The organism is Kitasatospora sp. NPDC041988 (genome assembly GCF_055588525.1).
The window spans coordinates 50,605-64,989 of the sequence record NZ_JBVJCO010000003.1 but is presented as its reverse complement, the minus strand read 5'-3'; the positions used below and the strand labels follow the sequence as shown (position 1 = coordinate 64,989).

Below are 14,385 nucleotides of genomic sequence, written 5' to 3'. Positions count from 1 at the left end.
CCCCTCCCCCCCCCCCCCCCCCCCCCCCCCCCCCCCCCCCCCCCCCCCCCCCCCCCCCCCCCCCCCGCGGCCAACCGGCCGGAGCGCCGCGCTGCCTGGAAGCTGCCGGTGAACGGCTGCCCGCTGCCGGCGATGTCGGTCAACGGCATCAACAGGACAACGATCTGATGATCGGGAAGCACCGTCCCCCCGATGACATAAGCTGCCGAATGGCGACGCGATCCGCGCGGTGAGCCGAGAGGTTGATGGCACGGGAGCCGATGACACACCGACGGGACGCCGGTCAGCCGGGGGCCGCTGCAGACGGGACGGCAGCGCCCCGGGCCGGCAACAACACATGGGACTCGACGTTGTCGTCCGGGGAGTTCGCGGCGATCAAGGGTGCCGGGTTCGATCCGGTCGGGCAGGTACTCGGCACAGCCGTCTTCAACATCGGGTACACCGGCGTCTGGGGCTGCCCCGGCGTGTGGTCGGTCATAGACGGCAAGAAGGTGCCGTCCTCGCGGTGGGAGTCGTCCTTCGCGCCGTTGGTGAGGACGCTGTACGCGGCGCGCAGGCTGGCGCTGGCCCGCGCGGTCGCCGAGTGCCGCACGCTCGGCGGCGACGGGATCGTCGGGGTCGAGCTGCGGGTCGAGGAGTTCCCGGCGGGGGGTCTGGAGTTCACCGCGTTGGGCACCGCCGTCCGGGCCCGCTCGCGGATCCGGCCCCGCCTGCCCTTCACCTCGCACCTGAGGGGCCAGGACTTCGCCAAGCTCATCCACACCGGATGGGTTCCCACCGGGCTCGCCTTCGGCATCGCCATCGCGATTCGGCACGACGACTGGCGCACCTCCCGCCGGGTTCGCTGGACCGCCGGGAACCAGGAGGTCTACGGCTACACCCAGCTGATCAACCACGTCCGCCACGACGCCCGGAACCAGCTGGCCCTCGACGCGGCGAGGCACGGCGGCGACGGGGTGGTGCTGGACGACGTGGAGTTGACGGTGAGCGAGAGCGAGTGCACCGGTTACGGGTACTACGGGTACTACGGGTACTCGGGCGACTTCACCGCGGAGGCGGTCTTCGTCGGCACCTCCATCGCCCGGTTCGGCCGCCCCACGCGGCCCGCCGGGCCCAGGCCACTGACCATCATGAGACTGGAGCGCGAGCGCTGACATGACCGAGCGAACGGGGCAGGAACTGGGTGGGGAAGCCGTGCAGCCGGCTGCGGAGGGCGTGCCCGAGGACGCGATGCGGCGGCTCGCGCAGCTCCAGCCGGGGGAGAAGGGCTCGCTCTTCACCTCGGACCTGACGGTGAACGAGTTCCTGCTGGTGCGCGAGGCCGGCTTCCGCCCGCTCGGCCTGGTCCTCGGCTCCTCGGTCTACCACGTCGGCATCCAGCTCGGCCGGTGGTCGAAGAACCAGGAGCTGACCAAGCTGTCACAGGCCATGTACCACGCGCGCGAGCTGGCGATGAACCGGATGGAGGCGGAGGCGAGCGCTCTGGGGGCGGACGGGATCGTGGGGGTGCGGCTGGACATCGAGTTCAAGGAGTTCGGCTCGGACGTCGCCGAGTTCATCGCGGTCGGCACGGCGGTCAAGGCGGACGGTGCGGACCCGGGACCGGGCGGAACCTGGCGCAACAACAAGGGCAAGCCGTTCACCTCGGACCTGTCCGGCCAGGACTTCTGGACACTGATCCGGGCCGGATACGCACCGCTGGACATGGTCATGGGGTCGTGCGTCTACCACGTGGCGCACCAGCGCTTCGCCCAAGCGCTGGGCACCACGGGCCGCAACGTCGAGATCGAGCCGTTCACCCAGGCGCTCTACGACGCACGCGAGCTGGCGATGAGCCGCATGCAGGCGGAGGGACAGGCCCTGGAGGCCGAGGGGATCGTGGCGGTCCAGCTGCGGCAGCACTCGCATACCTGGGGGTCGCACACCACCGAGTTCTTCGCCATCGGGACAGCGGTGCGCCCGCTTCGCGACGACCACGTCATCGACCGACCGACCATGGTGCTGAGCCTCGATGCCTGACATGGAAGCGGAACTGCTGGCCGCGGCGCTGCGCCAGGACAGCGCGGACCTGAACCTCTACGCCACAGTGCTGTCGACGAACCTGGCGGACTCGCTGCCGCCCGGCGCTGTGCGGGTCAAGCGCAGGCGTTCCGTCACGGACCGGGTGGCCGGGCGCGAGGGCTCGGTCGCCGAACTGGACGTCGCACTCGGGGAGCAGCGGCTCTCGCTCCGGATGGATCGGGGCCGGGTGGTCGGCGAGATCTGCCACGAGGTGCGGGGCATCGTGCTCTCGCGCCGCCAAGTGGGCCTGGACGAGTGGATCAACGCCCTGGCCCGGTCTCTGGCAGACGCTGCGGCCTCGAATGCCCGTGCCTGCGAGGCCATCGAGCGCTTCCTGGCCTGACCACCTCCGCAGAGGATCAGGGAGGAGCGTCGGTTTTCGTGCGCATGTGCTGCACACCTCCTTGGCGACGGCAGGGTCTCCTGGAGCTCGGTGATGGGTCGCCTCCCAAGCTGCCAGGAGGCCCTGCCTTCATGCGTGTATGGCCGGAAGACCACCCGACCGGGAACCCCGTGCGAACAGACACGTTCCACGATCGTTGAGATGCGGGCTCCGGTGCCGAACCGGCACATCGCAAGCACGTGGGCGCGGCCTCATGAATGCCGCGCCCCTGCGGTGAGGCCTTCGCGCTTGCCCTACTGGTCGTTGCAACAGGGCAAAGCCAGGTCCCACAAGCCCCTGGCCCGGATCGTTTTCCCAGCGCTTCATGGGAATCGAGCCGAGCCGACGGCGGCCGGTCAGGCCTTGCGGATGTAGTAGGCGACGCCGCTGCCGTAGCAGCTGCCGCTCTCGTACGACCCTGTGCGGACCCACCCGGCGGGCATGGGGGAGAAGGAGCACATCTCGGCGCTGGTCTGGTTGGCGATGTTGTTGATCATGTAGGCGACGCCGGTGCCGGCGCAGGTGCTGCTGCTGTAGGACCATGTGATGACCCATCCTGTGGGGATGGGGGACATGGAGCAGACGCCGCCCATGCTGATCTGGTTGGCGGTGTTGTTGATGCTGTAGGCGACGCCGGTGCCGGCGCAGGTGCTGCTGCTGTAGGACCATGTGATGACCCATCCTGCGGGGATGGGGGACATGGAGCAGACGCCGCCCATGCCGGTCTGGTTGGCGGTGTTGCTGATGTTGTAGGCGACGCCGGTGCCGGCGCAGCTGCTGCTGCTGTAGGACCATGTGATGACCCATCCTGTGGGGATGGGGGACATGGAGCAGACGCCGCCCATGCCGGTCTGGTTGGCGGTGGTGCTGATGTTGTAGCGGACGCCGGTGCCGGCGCAGCCGTCGCTGCTGTAGGACCACGTGACGACCCATCCTGCGGGGATGGGCGACATGGAGCACACGGAGATGCTGGTCAGCGTGCTCGAATCGGTGATGGCGTACGAGACTCCGGTGCCGGGACAGCCCCAGCTGCTGTTTGAGCTTGTGATGACCCACCCGGCGGGGATGGGGGAGTTGGAGCAGATGGTCGCACTGCCGGCGAGCCGCTGCGGGGCCGCCTGCGCTTGCGCGGTTGCGGCGGTCATCATGCCCAGGAGCAGCAGCACGACCGTCACCAGATTCGGGACGTGGTTCCGTAAGGTCTTCATTGTCGGCCTCAGATCTTCTCAACGCTCTACGACTACGCTGTGCGGGCGAGGTGAACGTTGGCACACTGTTTGTTCACCCCGGATGAGATGGTGTCAGAGTTCCTCCAGTGACACCAGAGTGTTGTGGAGAGCGCCTCCCTCTTCGGAGGCCGCCGCCCCAACCCATGTGATCGGCGAGTTTCCCTGACGGACACGGTGCCGCTGTCGCCGCGGGAGGGATCGTGTGATCACGTCGTTCTCGGGGATGCGGAGATGGCCGATGCCTTCTGAGCCGCCGCGCAGTGCGCTGCCGGGCGGGTGGCGCCGCCCCGGCGCCCGGCGGTTCGGGTTGGCTCACCAGCCTCCTTGCCCCAGGCGGCAGTCGGCGATGAGACACCTTCCTGCGCCGCATGGGAGGGGGATGCCTCGCAATCAGTTCATCTCCGGCCCGAACCGCTCCTTGTATGCGGATGGAGTGATGCCGGTCTCGCGGCGCATCAGCGTGCGCAGATTGGCAGCGGTGCCAAGCCCGCTGCGCCGCGCGACCACCTCGAAGCGGTACTCACCTCGCTCGATCAACCGGCAGGCCAAGGCGAGTCGTTCCCCCGTGAGCCACGTCAACGGTGTCGTTCCCAGTTGTGCCCGGAAGCGGCGGTGCAGCGTCGCCGGACTGACCGCCGCACGTGCCGCAAGGTCGGAGACCGTGAGCGGCGAGTCCAATCGCTCCTGGGCCCAGGCCAGGAGGGGCGCCAGGGACTCGTCCGGCACGTCGGGCATGGGGCGCTCCACGAACTGCTGCTGCCCGCCGTCCCGGTGTGCGGCGAAGACCAGCCGCCTGCTTACGGAGTTGGCGACCTCCGCGCCGTAGTCGCGGCGGACCACATGCAGCCCGAGGTCGAGTGCGGCCGCGCTCCCCGCGGCGGTGAGGATGTCGCCGTCGTCGACGAACAGCACGTCCGATTCGAGGTGGACGGAAGGGAAGCGGGCTCGGAAGGAATCCGCCCACTGCCAGTGCGCGGTGGCCCGCCGGCCGTCGAGGACTCCGGCCTCGGCCAGTGTGAAGGCGCCGCTGCAGAAGCCGATCAGGCGCGTACCGCGCGCGTGAGCCCGTCGGATGGCATCGAGCACGGCGGGGCGGCGGGGTGCCTCGGTGTCCGGGCGGTTGGGGACGATCAGGGTGTCCGCCGCGTCGGCAGCTTCCAGATCGGCGACTCCCGTGAGCGTGAAGAAGCCGTCTCGCATCAGGGTGCGGGGCTTGGGGGAGCAGAGCCTGAAGTCGTAGAGATCACGACCGAGCTCCGGTCTGCGCAGACCGAAGACCTCGGTCGCGCAGCCGAGCTCGAAGGGGTTCGAGTTCTCGTCCACGATCACGACGACCCGGTGTGCGCCCGCGGCCCGCACTGCGTGAGAGGATTCTTTCGCCATATGCAATTCCTAGCACTCACGCCGACCGTGCGGAACGGCTCAGGATGAGCCCATGAGTAACGAACCCATCCCCCTCGGCAAGGCGCTGGCCTCCTTCGATGCCCTGTGGAGCCCCCGCATCGTCACGCGCGTCAACGACTATGACGTCCGCATCGCCAAGGTCGAGGGCGAACACATCTGGCACGCCCACGACGACACCGACGAGTTCTTCCTGGTACTCGACGGAGAACTGCACATCTCCTTGCGCGAGCCCGGTGGCGAGCGCACGGTCCTGCTCCCACAGGGGGCGGTCTTCACCGTCCCCCGAGGTACGGAGCACAAGCCTTGTGCTCCGTCCGGCGCCGCAATCCTCATGTTCGAGCGCGCCGGGACACTGACCGTAGGCGATCGTCACGACGAGATCCCGGACCACGTGGACTCGACGACCGGACATGCACTCAACGCCTGAGCCGAAAGGCTTCGGGCGTCCCCGCTCGGCAGCCGGTGCAACGGAGTTGGGACAGCCGAGCAGCCCCGCGCCGATGTGGCGCGGGGCTGCTGGAGGTCGCGGTGGGTCAGCTGTTGGTGGGGAAGTCCCCGGCACGGATACCGGCGACAAAGGCCTGCCACGCGTCGGCCGCGAAGGCGAGGGCGGGGCCGTGGGCGTCCTTGCTGTCCCGGACCACGACTGCGCTTTCGAACTGACCGAACTCGACGCAGTTCTCATTCGGGTTGCTTGCGGTGGCCTTCCTCCACGTCACGGGGAGGGAGGAGGCGACGGAGTAGTGGGTCACTTGAGCTGGTCTCTCTTCTCTCGGATGATGTTGAGGGATTCGTCGAGACCAAGGGCAGTCGCCATGATCTCGTCGAAGGCCGTTCGATAGATGTCGACGTGATCGGGCTTCTCCACCCAATTGCTGGCGAGCATGTCGCTGAGCAGCACAAGGTCGAGGTCTCGTTGGCGAAACTCAAGGAGTGCAAAAGGCCCGTTCATGCCAGGGTGCGGAGGGGCGAACGCCGGCATGACCTGGATACTGACATTCGGGAGGGCGCTCCACTGGACCAGCTTGTCGAGCTGATCGGCCATGACGCCATCGGTGGCCCTCATCGTCAGCGCGGACTCATGAATGACCGCCCACAGCTTCAGCGGGGCCTCAGCACGCGTAAGGACTGACTGCCGATTGATCCGTACATCGACGCGGGCCTCGACGCTGGGAGTCGTGAAGACGCCGCTTGAGATGATGGCGTGCGCGTACCGACGTGTCTGGAGAAGACCGGGGATGTAGGCAGACTCGTATGACTTGTTGCCGATGGCGGTTTCTTCGAGTCGGATCAGATCGTGGTACAGCGGGTTCAGTTGATCAAATCCCGCCACCCAGCCGGGCCGGTGTCGGTCGCGGAGGATCTCTACGAGAACCTCCTTCAGCTCGGGTTCGCACTCATAGAAGTCGAGGAGCTTTCGAACGATGTCGGGCTTCAACTGGACCCGCGCGTTCTCGTACCGGCTGAGCTTCACGAGGTTGAGGCCGTCGACCTGGGCGACCACTTCCTCGGCCGAGAGGTTCTTGAGCTCGCGGAGCCTCCTGAGCTCTGCCGCGATGCGCCGGTAGCGCACGGCCGGCACTGCAACTGCCATCTGTGTAACCCCTCCAGTGCTGTCCGTGGACCAGTGTGCATGCCGTCGGCGATGGTTCGCCACTGCCAACCCGAGCTTAGGGGCGGCACCTTGGCAGCAGAACTGAAAGTTTTCATATTTGCCCGACATGACTTGCGACGGCGTCGAGCCATGCTCCATGCTGATGGTGACGGAGAGATGACGCACGGTGACATGTGTTACCGGCGCCTTGTCCGTTGATGCCTCATGCCTCCGGCCGACGCCGTGGCCTGATTCCCCGCATTCGGAAGGTGGTTCCCCCATGTCCGGAACATCCGAACGCCCGCCCGCAGCAGCTGTTGGAACCAGCTGTTGGCTGGTGCGCAGCAAGCGATCGCCCGGTGAGGCGCGTCGTCTGCTCGAAAAGCTGCTCGCGGAGATTCCTGACGGTCAACGCTTCGCCGATGTCGGGCTGTTGCTCGTCTCCGAGCTGGTGACCAATGCCGTGATCCACGGGACGCCCAGCGGCAACCGCATCCGCCTGGAGCTCTCCGTCAACCGCGTCCGCCTGCGGATCGAGGTGCATGACGCCCGGGCGGAGCGGGAGCCCGTGCTCCGCCCCAGCTCCGCCGACGACGAGAACGGGCGCGGCCTCATCCTCGTCAAGTCCCTCTCCCAGCGCTGGGGTTGCTGCCCCCGAACGGGGCTCGGGAAGATCGTCTGGGCTGAGATCGGCCCGGCCGCCACCGCCGGGGAGTGTGCCGCGTGAGGGATGACCGCCTCGTCACCGTCGAGATCACCGGCGGCGTCATGCCGCCGACGACCTTCCCGCTCCTCCCGAGGGCCCTGGACTCCCTCTGGTCCGCTCTCCAGTTCCGCCCGCTGAGCAGGCCGCAGTGGCTGTGGTTCGAGCGCTACCTCACCGGCCCCTGCGCCGAGCGTGTCGTCGCCGAATACCTCAACTACACCGGGCCGTTGTCCCTCCCGGTCATCCTCCCCGAGGGTGTCCACCACCTGCGCATCGACTGGGCGGCCCCGGGGGACGTTCGGTGATCCGGCTCCTCTACCCCTGGTGGTTCGTCCACTGCTCCCGCGCGCCGGTCGCGCGGCTCCTCCGGGCCGAACGCCGCCGCATCGAGGCAGAGTTGGCGCACACGCTCCCCGACTCGTTCGAGCGGGTCAGGCGTCGCGTCGAGCAGGCATTCGTCGACGGTCACCACTGACGCGCGCAGCCTCGGAGCCGTCGCCCCGAGGCTGCACCATTCGCGACGCCTCAGGCCGAGGCGAACTCCTCCCGCACCTCCCGCGGCCCGAACGGCCAGGTCCGTTCCGCCCGTGCCCAGAGCAGGAATGCCCCGCACCCCGCCGCAACCCACGCCAGCGACCACTCGATGGGGTGGAAGCCGGGCGCGTTGCGGTCGGCGTAGCCGTAGATCACCAGCCAGCCGATCGCCGCGATGATGCCCGGCGCCGGGTAGAGCCACATCCGGTACGGCCGGGCCAACCCCGGCTGCCGGCGCCGCAGTACGCTCACCGCGACGATCTGGGCGAGGGCCTGGACGATCACCATCACCGTCGTCAGCAGGTTGATCAGCACCGTGAGCGGCGGGTGTGCCGCACCGCTGCTCAGGTGGCGCCCGAGCAGGAAGCCCGCCGCCGTGAGCGCGCCCATCGCGGCGAGCCCGTACACGGGGAACCCGTGCTTGGCGTGCAGTTTGCCGAAAGCGCGGAAGAACACCCCGTCGCGCGCCGCGTCGTACGGGACCCGGGAGCCGCCGAGCAGGCCGGCCAGCACGGACGCGAATGCGGTGATCAGGATGAGGACCGTGACGACGTCCGCCGCGCCCTTGCCCCAGGTGCTCTCCAGTACCGCCGAGGCAACCGACTTCGACGCCACCGAGTCGGGGTCCAGCATCGCGTGCCAGTCCATCGCGCCGAGCACGCCCACCTGCAGCAGCAGGTAGATCGCCATGATCCCGACGATGGAGAGCACGATGGCGCGCGGCAGTACACGCCCGGGCTGCCGGACCTCGGCGCCCAGGTAGGCGGCGGTGTTGTACCCGAGGTAGTCGTAGATGCCGATGGTCAGGCCGGCCGCGAAGCCGAGCCAGAACTGCCCGTGGGTGAGCTCGACCGCGTGGGCGGGCCAGTCGAAGGCGCGGCTCGGGCTGAAGTGGGTGTAGCAGGCGAGGATCACGGCCAGCACGGAGGCGATCATCACCACCCACATCACGGTGGTGAGTCTGGCGATGTTCTCGATCCGGCGCCAGAGCAGCAGTACCACCAGTGCGCAGAACGCCAGCCCGACCGCGTCTCCCTGACCGTCCGTCATGCCTGGCCACAGATAGCCGAGGTACTGGACGAAGCCGACCACGCCAGTGGACATGATCAGCGGGATGAAGAGCATCGCCGTCCAGACGAAGAGGAACGGCATCAGTCGCCCGGTGCGGTACTGGAAGGCCTCGCGCAGGTAGACGTACGTGCCGCCGGAGCCGGGGAGCGAGGCGCCGAGTTCGGCCCAGACGAGGCCGTCGGCGAGGGCGAGGACGGCGCCGGCGATCCAGCCGATCACCGCCTGGGGGCCGCCGAACGCGGCGACCATGAGCGGGATGGTGACGAACGGTCCGATGCCGCACATCTGGCTCATGTTGATGGCGGCGGCCTGGAAGAGGCCGATTCTTCGGGACAGACCTGGGGACGACACCGCGGCCTCCGGAGTGGGGGAGTGGGCGCCCGGCGGGGCGCGGGGGTTCAAGTTAGGGAGCTTTACTAGATTCGTCAAGGGTGACCGGAGAGAACGGGGTTGACGAATCGACCATTGGGAAACTTTCCTAACGAAAGTCATTGACCGCGCGGCCCGGTGCCCCGATTCTGGTGGCGCCCGCCGTGGCTGCCGCGGGCGCTCTCCCGTCCTCCCCCTGGCCTGTCGCCTCCGTGTGGCGGGCCGACGAAAGTGAGTTGGCATGCACAAAGCTATCGGAGTCCGCCTCACCGCCCCGCTGCTGGCCGCCGCCCTCGGCCCGGCCGCCCTGCTGCTGGCACCCGTGAACATCGCATCGGCCGCCCCCGCCGCCGCGAGCGCCGCCCCCGCCGCCGCGAGCGCCGTACCCGGGATGGCCGCCGCGCCGTACGAGTACCTCGGCTGGGGCAGCCCGCAGAAGCCGACCGACGTGATGAAGGCGACCGGGGTCAAGTGGTTCACCCTGGCCTTCATCCTCTCCGACGGCGGATGCAACCCGAAGTGGGACGGCAGCCGGGCGCTGGCCGGCGGCTCCGACGAGGCCGCGATCAAGTCGATCCGGGCGGCCGGCGGCGACGTCATGGTCTCGGTCGGCGGCTGGAGCGGCAACAAGCTCGGCGAGAAGTGTTCCAGCGCGAGCGCGCTGGCCGGCGCGTACCAGAAGGTGATCGACGCCTACGGGCTGAAGGCGCTGGACATCGACATCGAGAACACCGAGTTCTCCAACGCGACGGTCCGTCAGCGCGTGGTCGACGCCCTGAAGATCGTCAAGACCAGGAACCCCGGCATCGTCACCTACATCACCATGGGCACCACCCCGAGCGGCCCGGACGCCACCGGCAAGGACCTGATCAAGCGCGGTGCCGCCGCCGGGCTGGCCAACGACGGCTGGGTCATCATGCCGTTCGACTTCGGCGGCCACAGCGGCACCATGGGCCAGGCCACGGTCAGCGCCCTGGACGGCCTGAAGGCGGCGGTCAAGAGCGCCTACGGCTACAGCGACGACGCCGCGTACCGGCACACAGGCGTGTCGTCCATGAACGGGAAGACCGACGAGGCCGGCGAGACCGTCACCACGGCCGACTTCCGCACCATCCTCGGCTACGCGAAGCAGCACCACCTCGCCCGGTTCGCCTTCTGGTCGGTCAACCGCGACCGCGCCTGCGGCTCCGGCGCGGACGCCGACGCGTGCAGCGGCATCGCGCAGTCCCCGTACGAGTTCACCAAGATCGTCGTCCAGTACCAGGGCTGAGGAGCACCCCGATGGCACAGCTGATCACCGGACACCGTGCCCGCGCCGCCGCCTTGCTCGCGGGGGCGGGCCTGGCGGCCGGGCTGCTCGCGGCCCCGCCGGCCTCGGCCACGCCGGTCCGTCAGGAGGCGGAGAGCGCAGGGCTCTCGCAAGGCGTGGTCGAGTCGAACCACACCGGTTACTCCGGCAGCGGCTTCGTCAACGGCGACAACGTCAGCGGCAGTTGGGTGGAGTTCACCGTCAACGCGCCGAGCGCCGCCGACGCCACGCTCGGCATCCGCTACTCCAACGGGACCACCGCCGACCGCCCGGCGGCCGTCGCCGTCAACGGGGCCACGGTCGAGGCCGCCCGCGCCTTCCGGTCCACCGGCAACTGGGACACCTGGGCGACCTCGACGCTCACCGTCCGGCTCGCCGCCGGCGCCAACCGGATCCGGCTCACCTCCACCACCGCCGGCGGCCTGCCCAACCTGGACTACCTGGACGCCGACCTCGGCGGTGGCCCGCCCCCCGGCGGCCCCGCGGTGCCGTTCGGCAGCCACCGCCACCCGTACGCGGCGGGCACCCTCAAGCCGTCCGGCGCGCAGGCCGTGACCGACCAGCAGGTGATCGACAAGTACAACGCCTGGAAGGCCGCCTTCGTCCGGCAGAACTGCGGCAACGGCTGGTACGAGACCATCTCGCCGGACGCCGACCACCCGTACGTCGCCGAGGGCCAGGGCTACGGCATGGTGATCACCGCGCTGATGGCAGGCGCGGACGCCAACGCGAAGACGGCCTTCGACGGCATGGTGAAGTTCGTGCTCGCCCACCCGTCGGTGAACAACCCCAACCTCCTCGCCGCCGAACAGGACTCCTCCTGCAAGAGCGTCAACGGCTCCGACTCGGCGACCGACGGCGACCTGGACGTCGCATACGGGCTGCTGCTCGCCGACCGGCAGTGGGGCAGCGGAGGGACGTACGACTACAAGGACCTGGCCGTCAAGCACATCAACGCCATCAAGGCGAGCGAGGTCAACCCGAGCACCCACCTGATGCGGCTCGGCGACTGGTCCACCTCGGACGACAACACCTACTACGTCACCCGCTCCTCGGACTGGCTGATCGACCACTTCCGGGCCTTCCGGGCCGCGACCGGCGACGCCGCCTGGGACACCATCCGCACCGCGCACCAGAACCTGATCACCTCGCAGCAGTCCGCGTACGCCTCCGGCACCGGCCTGCTCGCCGACTTCGTGGTCAACACCAACGGCACGGCCAGGCCCGCCGCCGGCAAGGTGCTGGAGAGCGTCAACGACGGCGACTACGGCTGGAACGCCTGCCGCGACCCGTGGCGGATCGGCACCGACGCCGTGACCAGCGGCGACGCCGCCTCACTGGCCTCGGCGCGCAAACTGAACGCCTGGATCAAGGGCAAGGCCGGCGGCAACCCGGCGAACATCGTCACCGGCTACCACCTCAACGGCTCGGCCTTCGCCAGCGGGCACGACATGGCGTTCACCGCGCCGTTCGTGGTCACCGCGATGACCGACCCGGGCTCGCAGGCCTGGCTGGACGTGCTCTGGAACAAGCTCGTCGCCACCGCCGTGGATCCGTCGCTCTACTACGGCAGCAGCGTTCAGCTCCAGTCGATGATCGTCGCCTCCGGAAACTACTGGGTGCCGTGATGACAGACCGAGCACACCCGCGACGCCCACGGACGGCACTCGCCAGGGCCGGGGGCGCAGCACTCGCCGCCGCCGGCCTGCTCCTCGGGGTGACGGTGGCGCCGTCGGCGACCGCTGCCCCGGCGGTCGCGGCGAGCACCGACTACCAGGCCGAGGACGCCCAGCTGGTGCAGGCCAAGACGGCCGCCAACCACACCGGGTACACCGGCACCGGCTTCGTCGACTACACCAACACCACCAGCTCCGCCGTCGAGTTCACGGTCAGCGCCACCACGGCCGGCACCGCCCCGCTGGCCTTCCGGTACGCCAACGCCGGCACGGCGAACCGCCCGATGGACATCGCGGTCAACGGGAAGGTCGTCGCGGCCGGCGTCGCCTTCCCGCCCACCGCCGACTGGGACACCTGGGCGGAGAAGACCGTCGCCGTCGGCCTCGGCGCCGGCACCAACCGGATCCGGGCCACCGCCACCACCGCCGACGGCGGGCCCAACCTGGACCGCCTGCGGGTGGGCGCCACGGCCGACACCACCCCGCCCAGCCGTCCCGGCCCGCCGAGCTGCTCCGGCATCGGGCCGAACGGCCTGACGCTCGGCTGGGGCGCCGCCATCGACGACGTCGGCGTCACCGCCTACGACCTGTACGAGCACGGCAACAAGCTCGCCGAGGCGCCGGGAACCGCGACGTCCTGGACGCTCACCGGGCTCACCCCCGCCACCACCTACAACCTCACCGTGATCGCCCGCGACAGCTCCGGCAACGCCTCGCCGGCCAGCGTCGCGGTCGACTGCACCACCTCGGCGAGCACCGACCCGCCGCCCAGCCGGCCGGGCACGCCGGTCGTCTCGGCGGTCACCGCCACCGGCGCCACCCTCAAGTGGGCTGCCAGCACGGACGACAAGGGTGTGGTCGCGTACGAAGTCCGCAGCGGCTCCGCCGTCGTGAAGACCGTGACCGGCACCCCGCCGGCGACCACGGCGACGGTCACCGGGCTCGCCTGCGACGCCCCGTTCGCCCTGGACGTCGTGGCCCGGGACACCGCGGGCGGCTACTCGGGGCCGTCCGGCACCGTCTCGTTCACCACCGGAGCCTGCCCGGCCGACGGCGGCGTCCCGGGCTCGCCGACCGCCTTCTCCACCGGGTGGACGGTGCCCTGGGGCATCGGCTGGCTGCCGGACGGGACCAGCGCGCTGGTCACCGAGCGGGACAGCTTCAAGGTCTTCCGGCTGACCACCGCGGGCACCAGGACCGAGGTCGGCACCGTGCCCAACGCCGTCACCACCGACGGCGAGGGCGGCCTGCTCGGCACCGCCGTGGACCCCAACTGGTCGGCCAACCACTACGTGTACTTCATGCACACCGCGGCCGAGGGCAACCGGATCGTGCGGATGACGTACAACGGCAGCAGCCTGGGCGGCTACACGGTGCTGCTCCAGGGGATCAAGAAGAACCGCTACCACAACGGCGGGCGGCTGGCCTTCGGCCCCGACGGGTACCTGTACGCGTCGACGGGTGACGCCCAGACGTCCTCCCTGGCCCAGGACAAGAACACGCTCAACGGGAAGATCCTGCGGCTGACCACCGACGGAAAGCCCGCCCCCGGCAATCCGTTCGGCAACTACGTCTACAGCTACGGCCACCGCAACCCGCAGGGCCTGGCCTTCGACCGCAACGGGCGGCTCTGGGAGGCGGAGTTCGGCGACTCCAAGCGGGACGAGCTGAACCTCATCAAGCCCGGGGCCAACTACGGGTGGCCCACGTGCGAAGGCTCGTGCAGCGTGGCCGGGATGACCAATCCCAAGGCGAGCTGGCCGGTCGACCAGGCCTCGCCGAGCGGCATCGCGATCGTCCGCAACGTCGTCTACATGGCCGCGCTGCGGGGCGAGCGGATGTGGCGCATCCCGATCGACGGGGACACCGAGAACGTGTCCACTCCCACCTCCTACTACGTCGGCACCTACGGCCGGCTGCGGACGGTGTCCAAGGTGCCCGGGGCCGACCGGCTCTGGCTCACCACCACCAACGCCGACAACAACGGCGGGGCGGGCGACGGCGCGGACAAGATCTTCACGATCGCCATCGGCTAGTCCGCGGACGGGGC

Annotated in this window: 15 protein-coding genes; 10 read left to right on the top strand and 5 right to left on the bottom strand. The window is 69.5% G+C overall.

Features of this window, described 5'->3' with window-relative positions:
* Positions 1–350 precede the first annotated feature (350 nt).
* Genes ACZ6NC_RS04970 through ACZ6NC_RS04960 form a run of 3 tightly spaced genes read left to right on the top strand, consistent with a single transcriptional unit; the run spans position 351 to position 2,404 of the window.
* The gene (locus ACZ6NC_RS04970; RefSeq protein WP_465729057.1) at positions 351–1,154 is read left to right on the top strand and encodes a heavy metal-binding domain-containing protein; all 804 of its coding nucleotides are present in this window, start codon (positions 351–353) and stop codon (positions 1,152–1,154) included.
* A 1-nt stretch (position 1,155) separates the two neighbouring features.
* Positions 1,156–2,019: a heavy metal-binding domain-containing protein gene (locus ACZ6NC_RS04965; RefSeq protein ID WP_465729055.1), complete on the top strand. Its 864-nt coding sequence runs from the start codon at positions 1,156–1,158 to the stop codon at positions 2,017–2,019.
* Positions 2,012–2,404, top strand: coding sequence for a hypothetical protein (locus ACZ6NC_RS04960; RefSeq protein WP_465729053.1), 393 nt, complete (start codon positions 2,012–2,014; stop codon positions 2,402–2,404). The genes ACZ6NC_RS04965 and ACZ6NC_RS04960 overlap by 8 nt, the downstream gene beginning before the upstream one ends.
* Before the next feature lie 395 nt (positions 2,405–2,799).
* Here ACZ6NC_RS04960 and ACZ6NC_RS04955 read toward each other — a convergent pair whose 3' ends face one another.
* Together ACZ6NC_RS04955 and ACZ6NC_RS04950 are read right to left on the bottom strand one after the other, a co-directional pair.
* Complete coding sequence (locus ACZ6NC_RS04955; protein ID WP_465729051.1) at positions 2,800–3,651, bottom strand: hypothetical protein; 852 nt, start codon at positions 3,649–3,651, stop codon at positions 2,800–2,802.
* Positions 3,652–4,062: 411 nt separating this feature from the next.
* On the bottom strand, positions 4,063–5,055 hold the full coding sequence (locus ACZ6NC_RS04950) for a GlxA family transcriptional regulator (RefSeq protein WP_465729049.1): 993 nt from the start codon (positions 5,053–5,055) through the stop codon (positions 4,063–4,065).
* A gap of 52 nt (positions 5,056–5,107) precedes the next feature.
* Between ACZ6NC_RS04950 and ACZ6NC_RS04945 the strand changes: the two genes are divergently transcribed.
* Complete coding sequence (locus ACZ6NC_RS04945) at positions 5,108–5,503, top strand: cupin domain-containing protein (protein ID WP_465729047.1); 396 nt, start codon at positions 5,108–5,110, stop codon at positions 5,501–5,503.
* A gap of 106 nt (positions 5,504–5,609) precedes the next feature.
* On the opposite strand, the gene ACZ6NC_RS04940 is transcribed toward ACZ6NC_RS04945, so the two are convergent.
* Both ACZ6NC_RS04940 and ACZ6NC_RS04935 read right to left on the bottom strand, forming a co-directional pair.
* On the bottom strand, positions 5,610–5,828 hold the full coding sequence (locus ACZ6NC_RS04940) for a DUF397 domain-containing protein (RefSeq protein WP_465729045.1): 219 nt from the start codon (positions 5,826–5,828) through the stop codon (positions 5,610–5,612).
* The gene (locus ACZ6NC_RS04935) at positions 5,825–6,670 is read right to left on the bottom strand and encodes a helix-turn-helix domain-containing protein (protein ID WP_465729043.1); all 846 of its coding nucleotides are present in this window, start codon (positions 6,668–6,670) and stop codon (positions 5,825–5,827) included. The genes ACZ6NC_RS04940 and ACZ6NC_RS04935 overlap by 4 nt, the downstream gene beginning before the upstream one ends.
* Before the next feature lie 280 nt (positions 6,671–6,950).
* On the opposite strand from ACZ6NC_RS04935, the gene ACZ6NC_RS04930 reads away from it, so the two are divergent.
* The 3 genes from ACZ6NC_RS04930 to ACZ6NC_RS04920 are packed head-to-tail and all read left to right on the top strand — an operon-like array spanning position 6,951 to position 7,851.
* Positions 6,951–7,397 (top strand): ATP-binding protein, encoded by a 447-nt coding sequence (locus tag ACZ6NC_RS04930; RefSeq protein WP_465729041.1) that lies wholly within the window; start codon positions 6,951–6,953, stop codon positions 7,395–7,397.
* Positions 7,394–7,681, top strand: a complete 288-nt coding sequence (locus tag ACZ6NC_RS04925; protein ID WP_396322315.1) for a hypothetical protein — start codon at positions 7,394–7,396, stop codon at positions 7,679–7,681. The genes ACZ6NC_RS04930 and ACZ6NC_RS04925 overlap by 4 nt, the downstream gene beginning before the upstream one ends.
* Complete coding sequence (locus ACZ6NC_RS04920; protein WP_465729039.1) at positions 7,678–7,851, top strand: hypothetical protein; 174 nt, start codon at positions 7,678–7,680, stop codon at positions 7,849–7,851. The genes ACZ6NC_RS04925 and ACZ6NC_RS04920 overlap by 4 nt, the downstream gene beginning before the upstream one ends.
* 50 nt (positions 7,852–7,901) lie before the next feature.
* On the opposite strand, the gene ACZ6NC_RS04915 is transcribed toward ACZ6NC_RS04920, so the two are convergent.
* On the bottom strand, positions 7,902–9,332 hold the full coding sequence (locus ACZ6NC_RS04915; protein ID WP_465729037.1) for an APC family permease: 1,431 nt from the start codon (positions 9,330–9,332) through the stop codon (positions 7,902–7,904).
* Between the two features lie 259 nt (positions 9,333–9,591).
* Between ACZ6NC_RS04915 and ACZ6NC_RS04910 the strand changes: the two genes are divergently transcribed.
* From ACZ6NC_RS04910 to ACZ6NC_RS04900, 3 genes are read left to right on the top strand one after another with little or no spacing between them, the layout of a single operon-like run.
* On the top strand, positions 9,592–10,620 hold the full coding sequence (locus ACZ6NC_RS04910) for a chitinase (RefSeq protein WP_465729035.1): 1,029 nt from the start codon (positions 9,592–9,594) through the stop codon (positions 10,618–10,620).
* 11 nt (positions 10,621–10,631) lie between these two features.
* On the top strand, positions 10,632–12,287 hold the full coding sequence (locus ACZ6NC_RS04905) for a glycosyl hydrolase family 8 (RefSeq protein ID WP_465729033.1): 1,656 nt from the start codon (positions 10,632–10,634) through the stop codon (positions 12,285–12,287).
* Complete coding sequence (locus ACZ6NC_RS04900) at positions 12,287–14,371, top strand: PQQ-dependent sugar dehydrogenase (RefSeq protein ID WP_465729031.1); 2,085 nt, start codon at positions 12,287–12,289, stop codon at positions 14,369–14,371. Before ACZ6NC_RS04905 ends, ACZ6NC_RS04900 begins: the two co-directional genes overlap by 1 nt.
* Positions 14,372–14,385 lie beyond the last annotated feature (14 nt).

Coding starts and splice junctions, on each gene's coding strand:
- ACZ6NC_RS04910 (WP_465729035.1), top strand. CDS start 9,592: ATGCACAAAGCTATCGGAGTCCGCCTCACCGCCCCGCTGCTGGCCGCC.
- ACZ6NC_RS04930 (WP_465729041.1), top strand. CDS start 6,951: ATGTCCGGAACATCCGAACGCCCGCCCGCAGCAGCTGTTGGAACCAGC.
- ACZ6NC_RS04905 (WP_465729033.1), top strand. CDS start 10,632: ATGGCACAGCTGATCACCGGACACCGTGCCCGCGCCGCCGCCTTGCTC.
- ACZ6NC_RS04945 (WP_465729047.1), top strand. CDS start 5,108: ATGAGTAACGAACCCATCCCCCTCGGCAAGGCGCTGGCCTCCTTCGAT.
- ACZ6NC_RS04950 (WP_465729049.1), bottom strand. CDS start 5,055: ATGGCGAAAGAATCCTCTCACGCAGTGCGGGCCGCGGGCGCACACCGG.
- ACZ6NC_RS04955 (WP_465729051.1), bottom strand. CDS start 3,651: ATGAAGACCTTACGGAACCACGTCCCGAATCTGGTGACGGTCGTGCTG.
- ACZ6NC_RS04935 (WP_465729043.1), bottom strand. CDS start 6,670: ATGGCAGTTGCAGTGCCGGCCGTGCGCTACCGGCGCATCGCGGCAGAG.
- ACZ6NC_RS04965 (WP_465729055.1), top strand. CDS start 1,156: ATGACCGAGCGAACGGGGCAGGAACTGGGTGGGGAAGCCGTGCAGCCG.
- ACZ6NC_RS04900 (WP_465729031.1), top strand. CDS start 12,287: ATGACAGACCGAGCACACCCGCGACGCCCACGGACGGCACTCGCCAGG.
- ACZ6NC_RS04960 (WP_465729053.1), top strand. CDS start 2,012: ATGCCTGACATGGAAGCGGAACTGCTGGCCGCGGCGCTGCGCCAGGAC.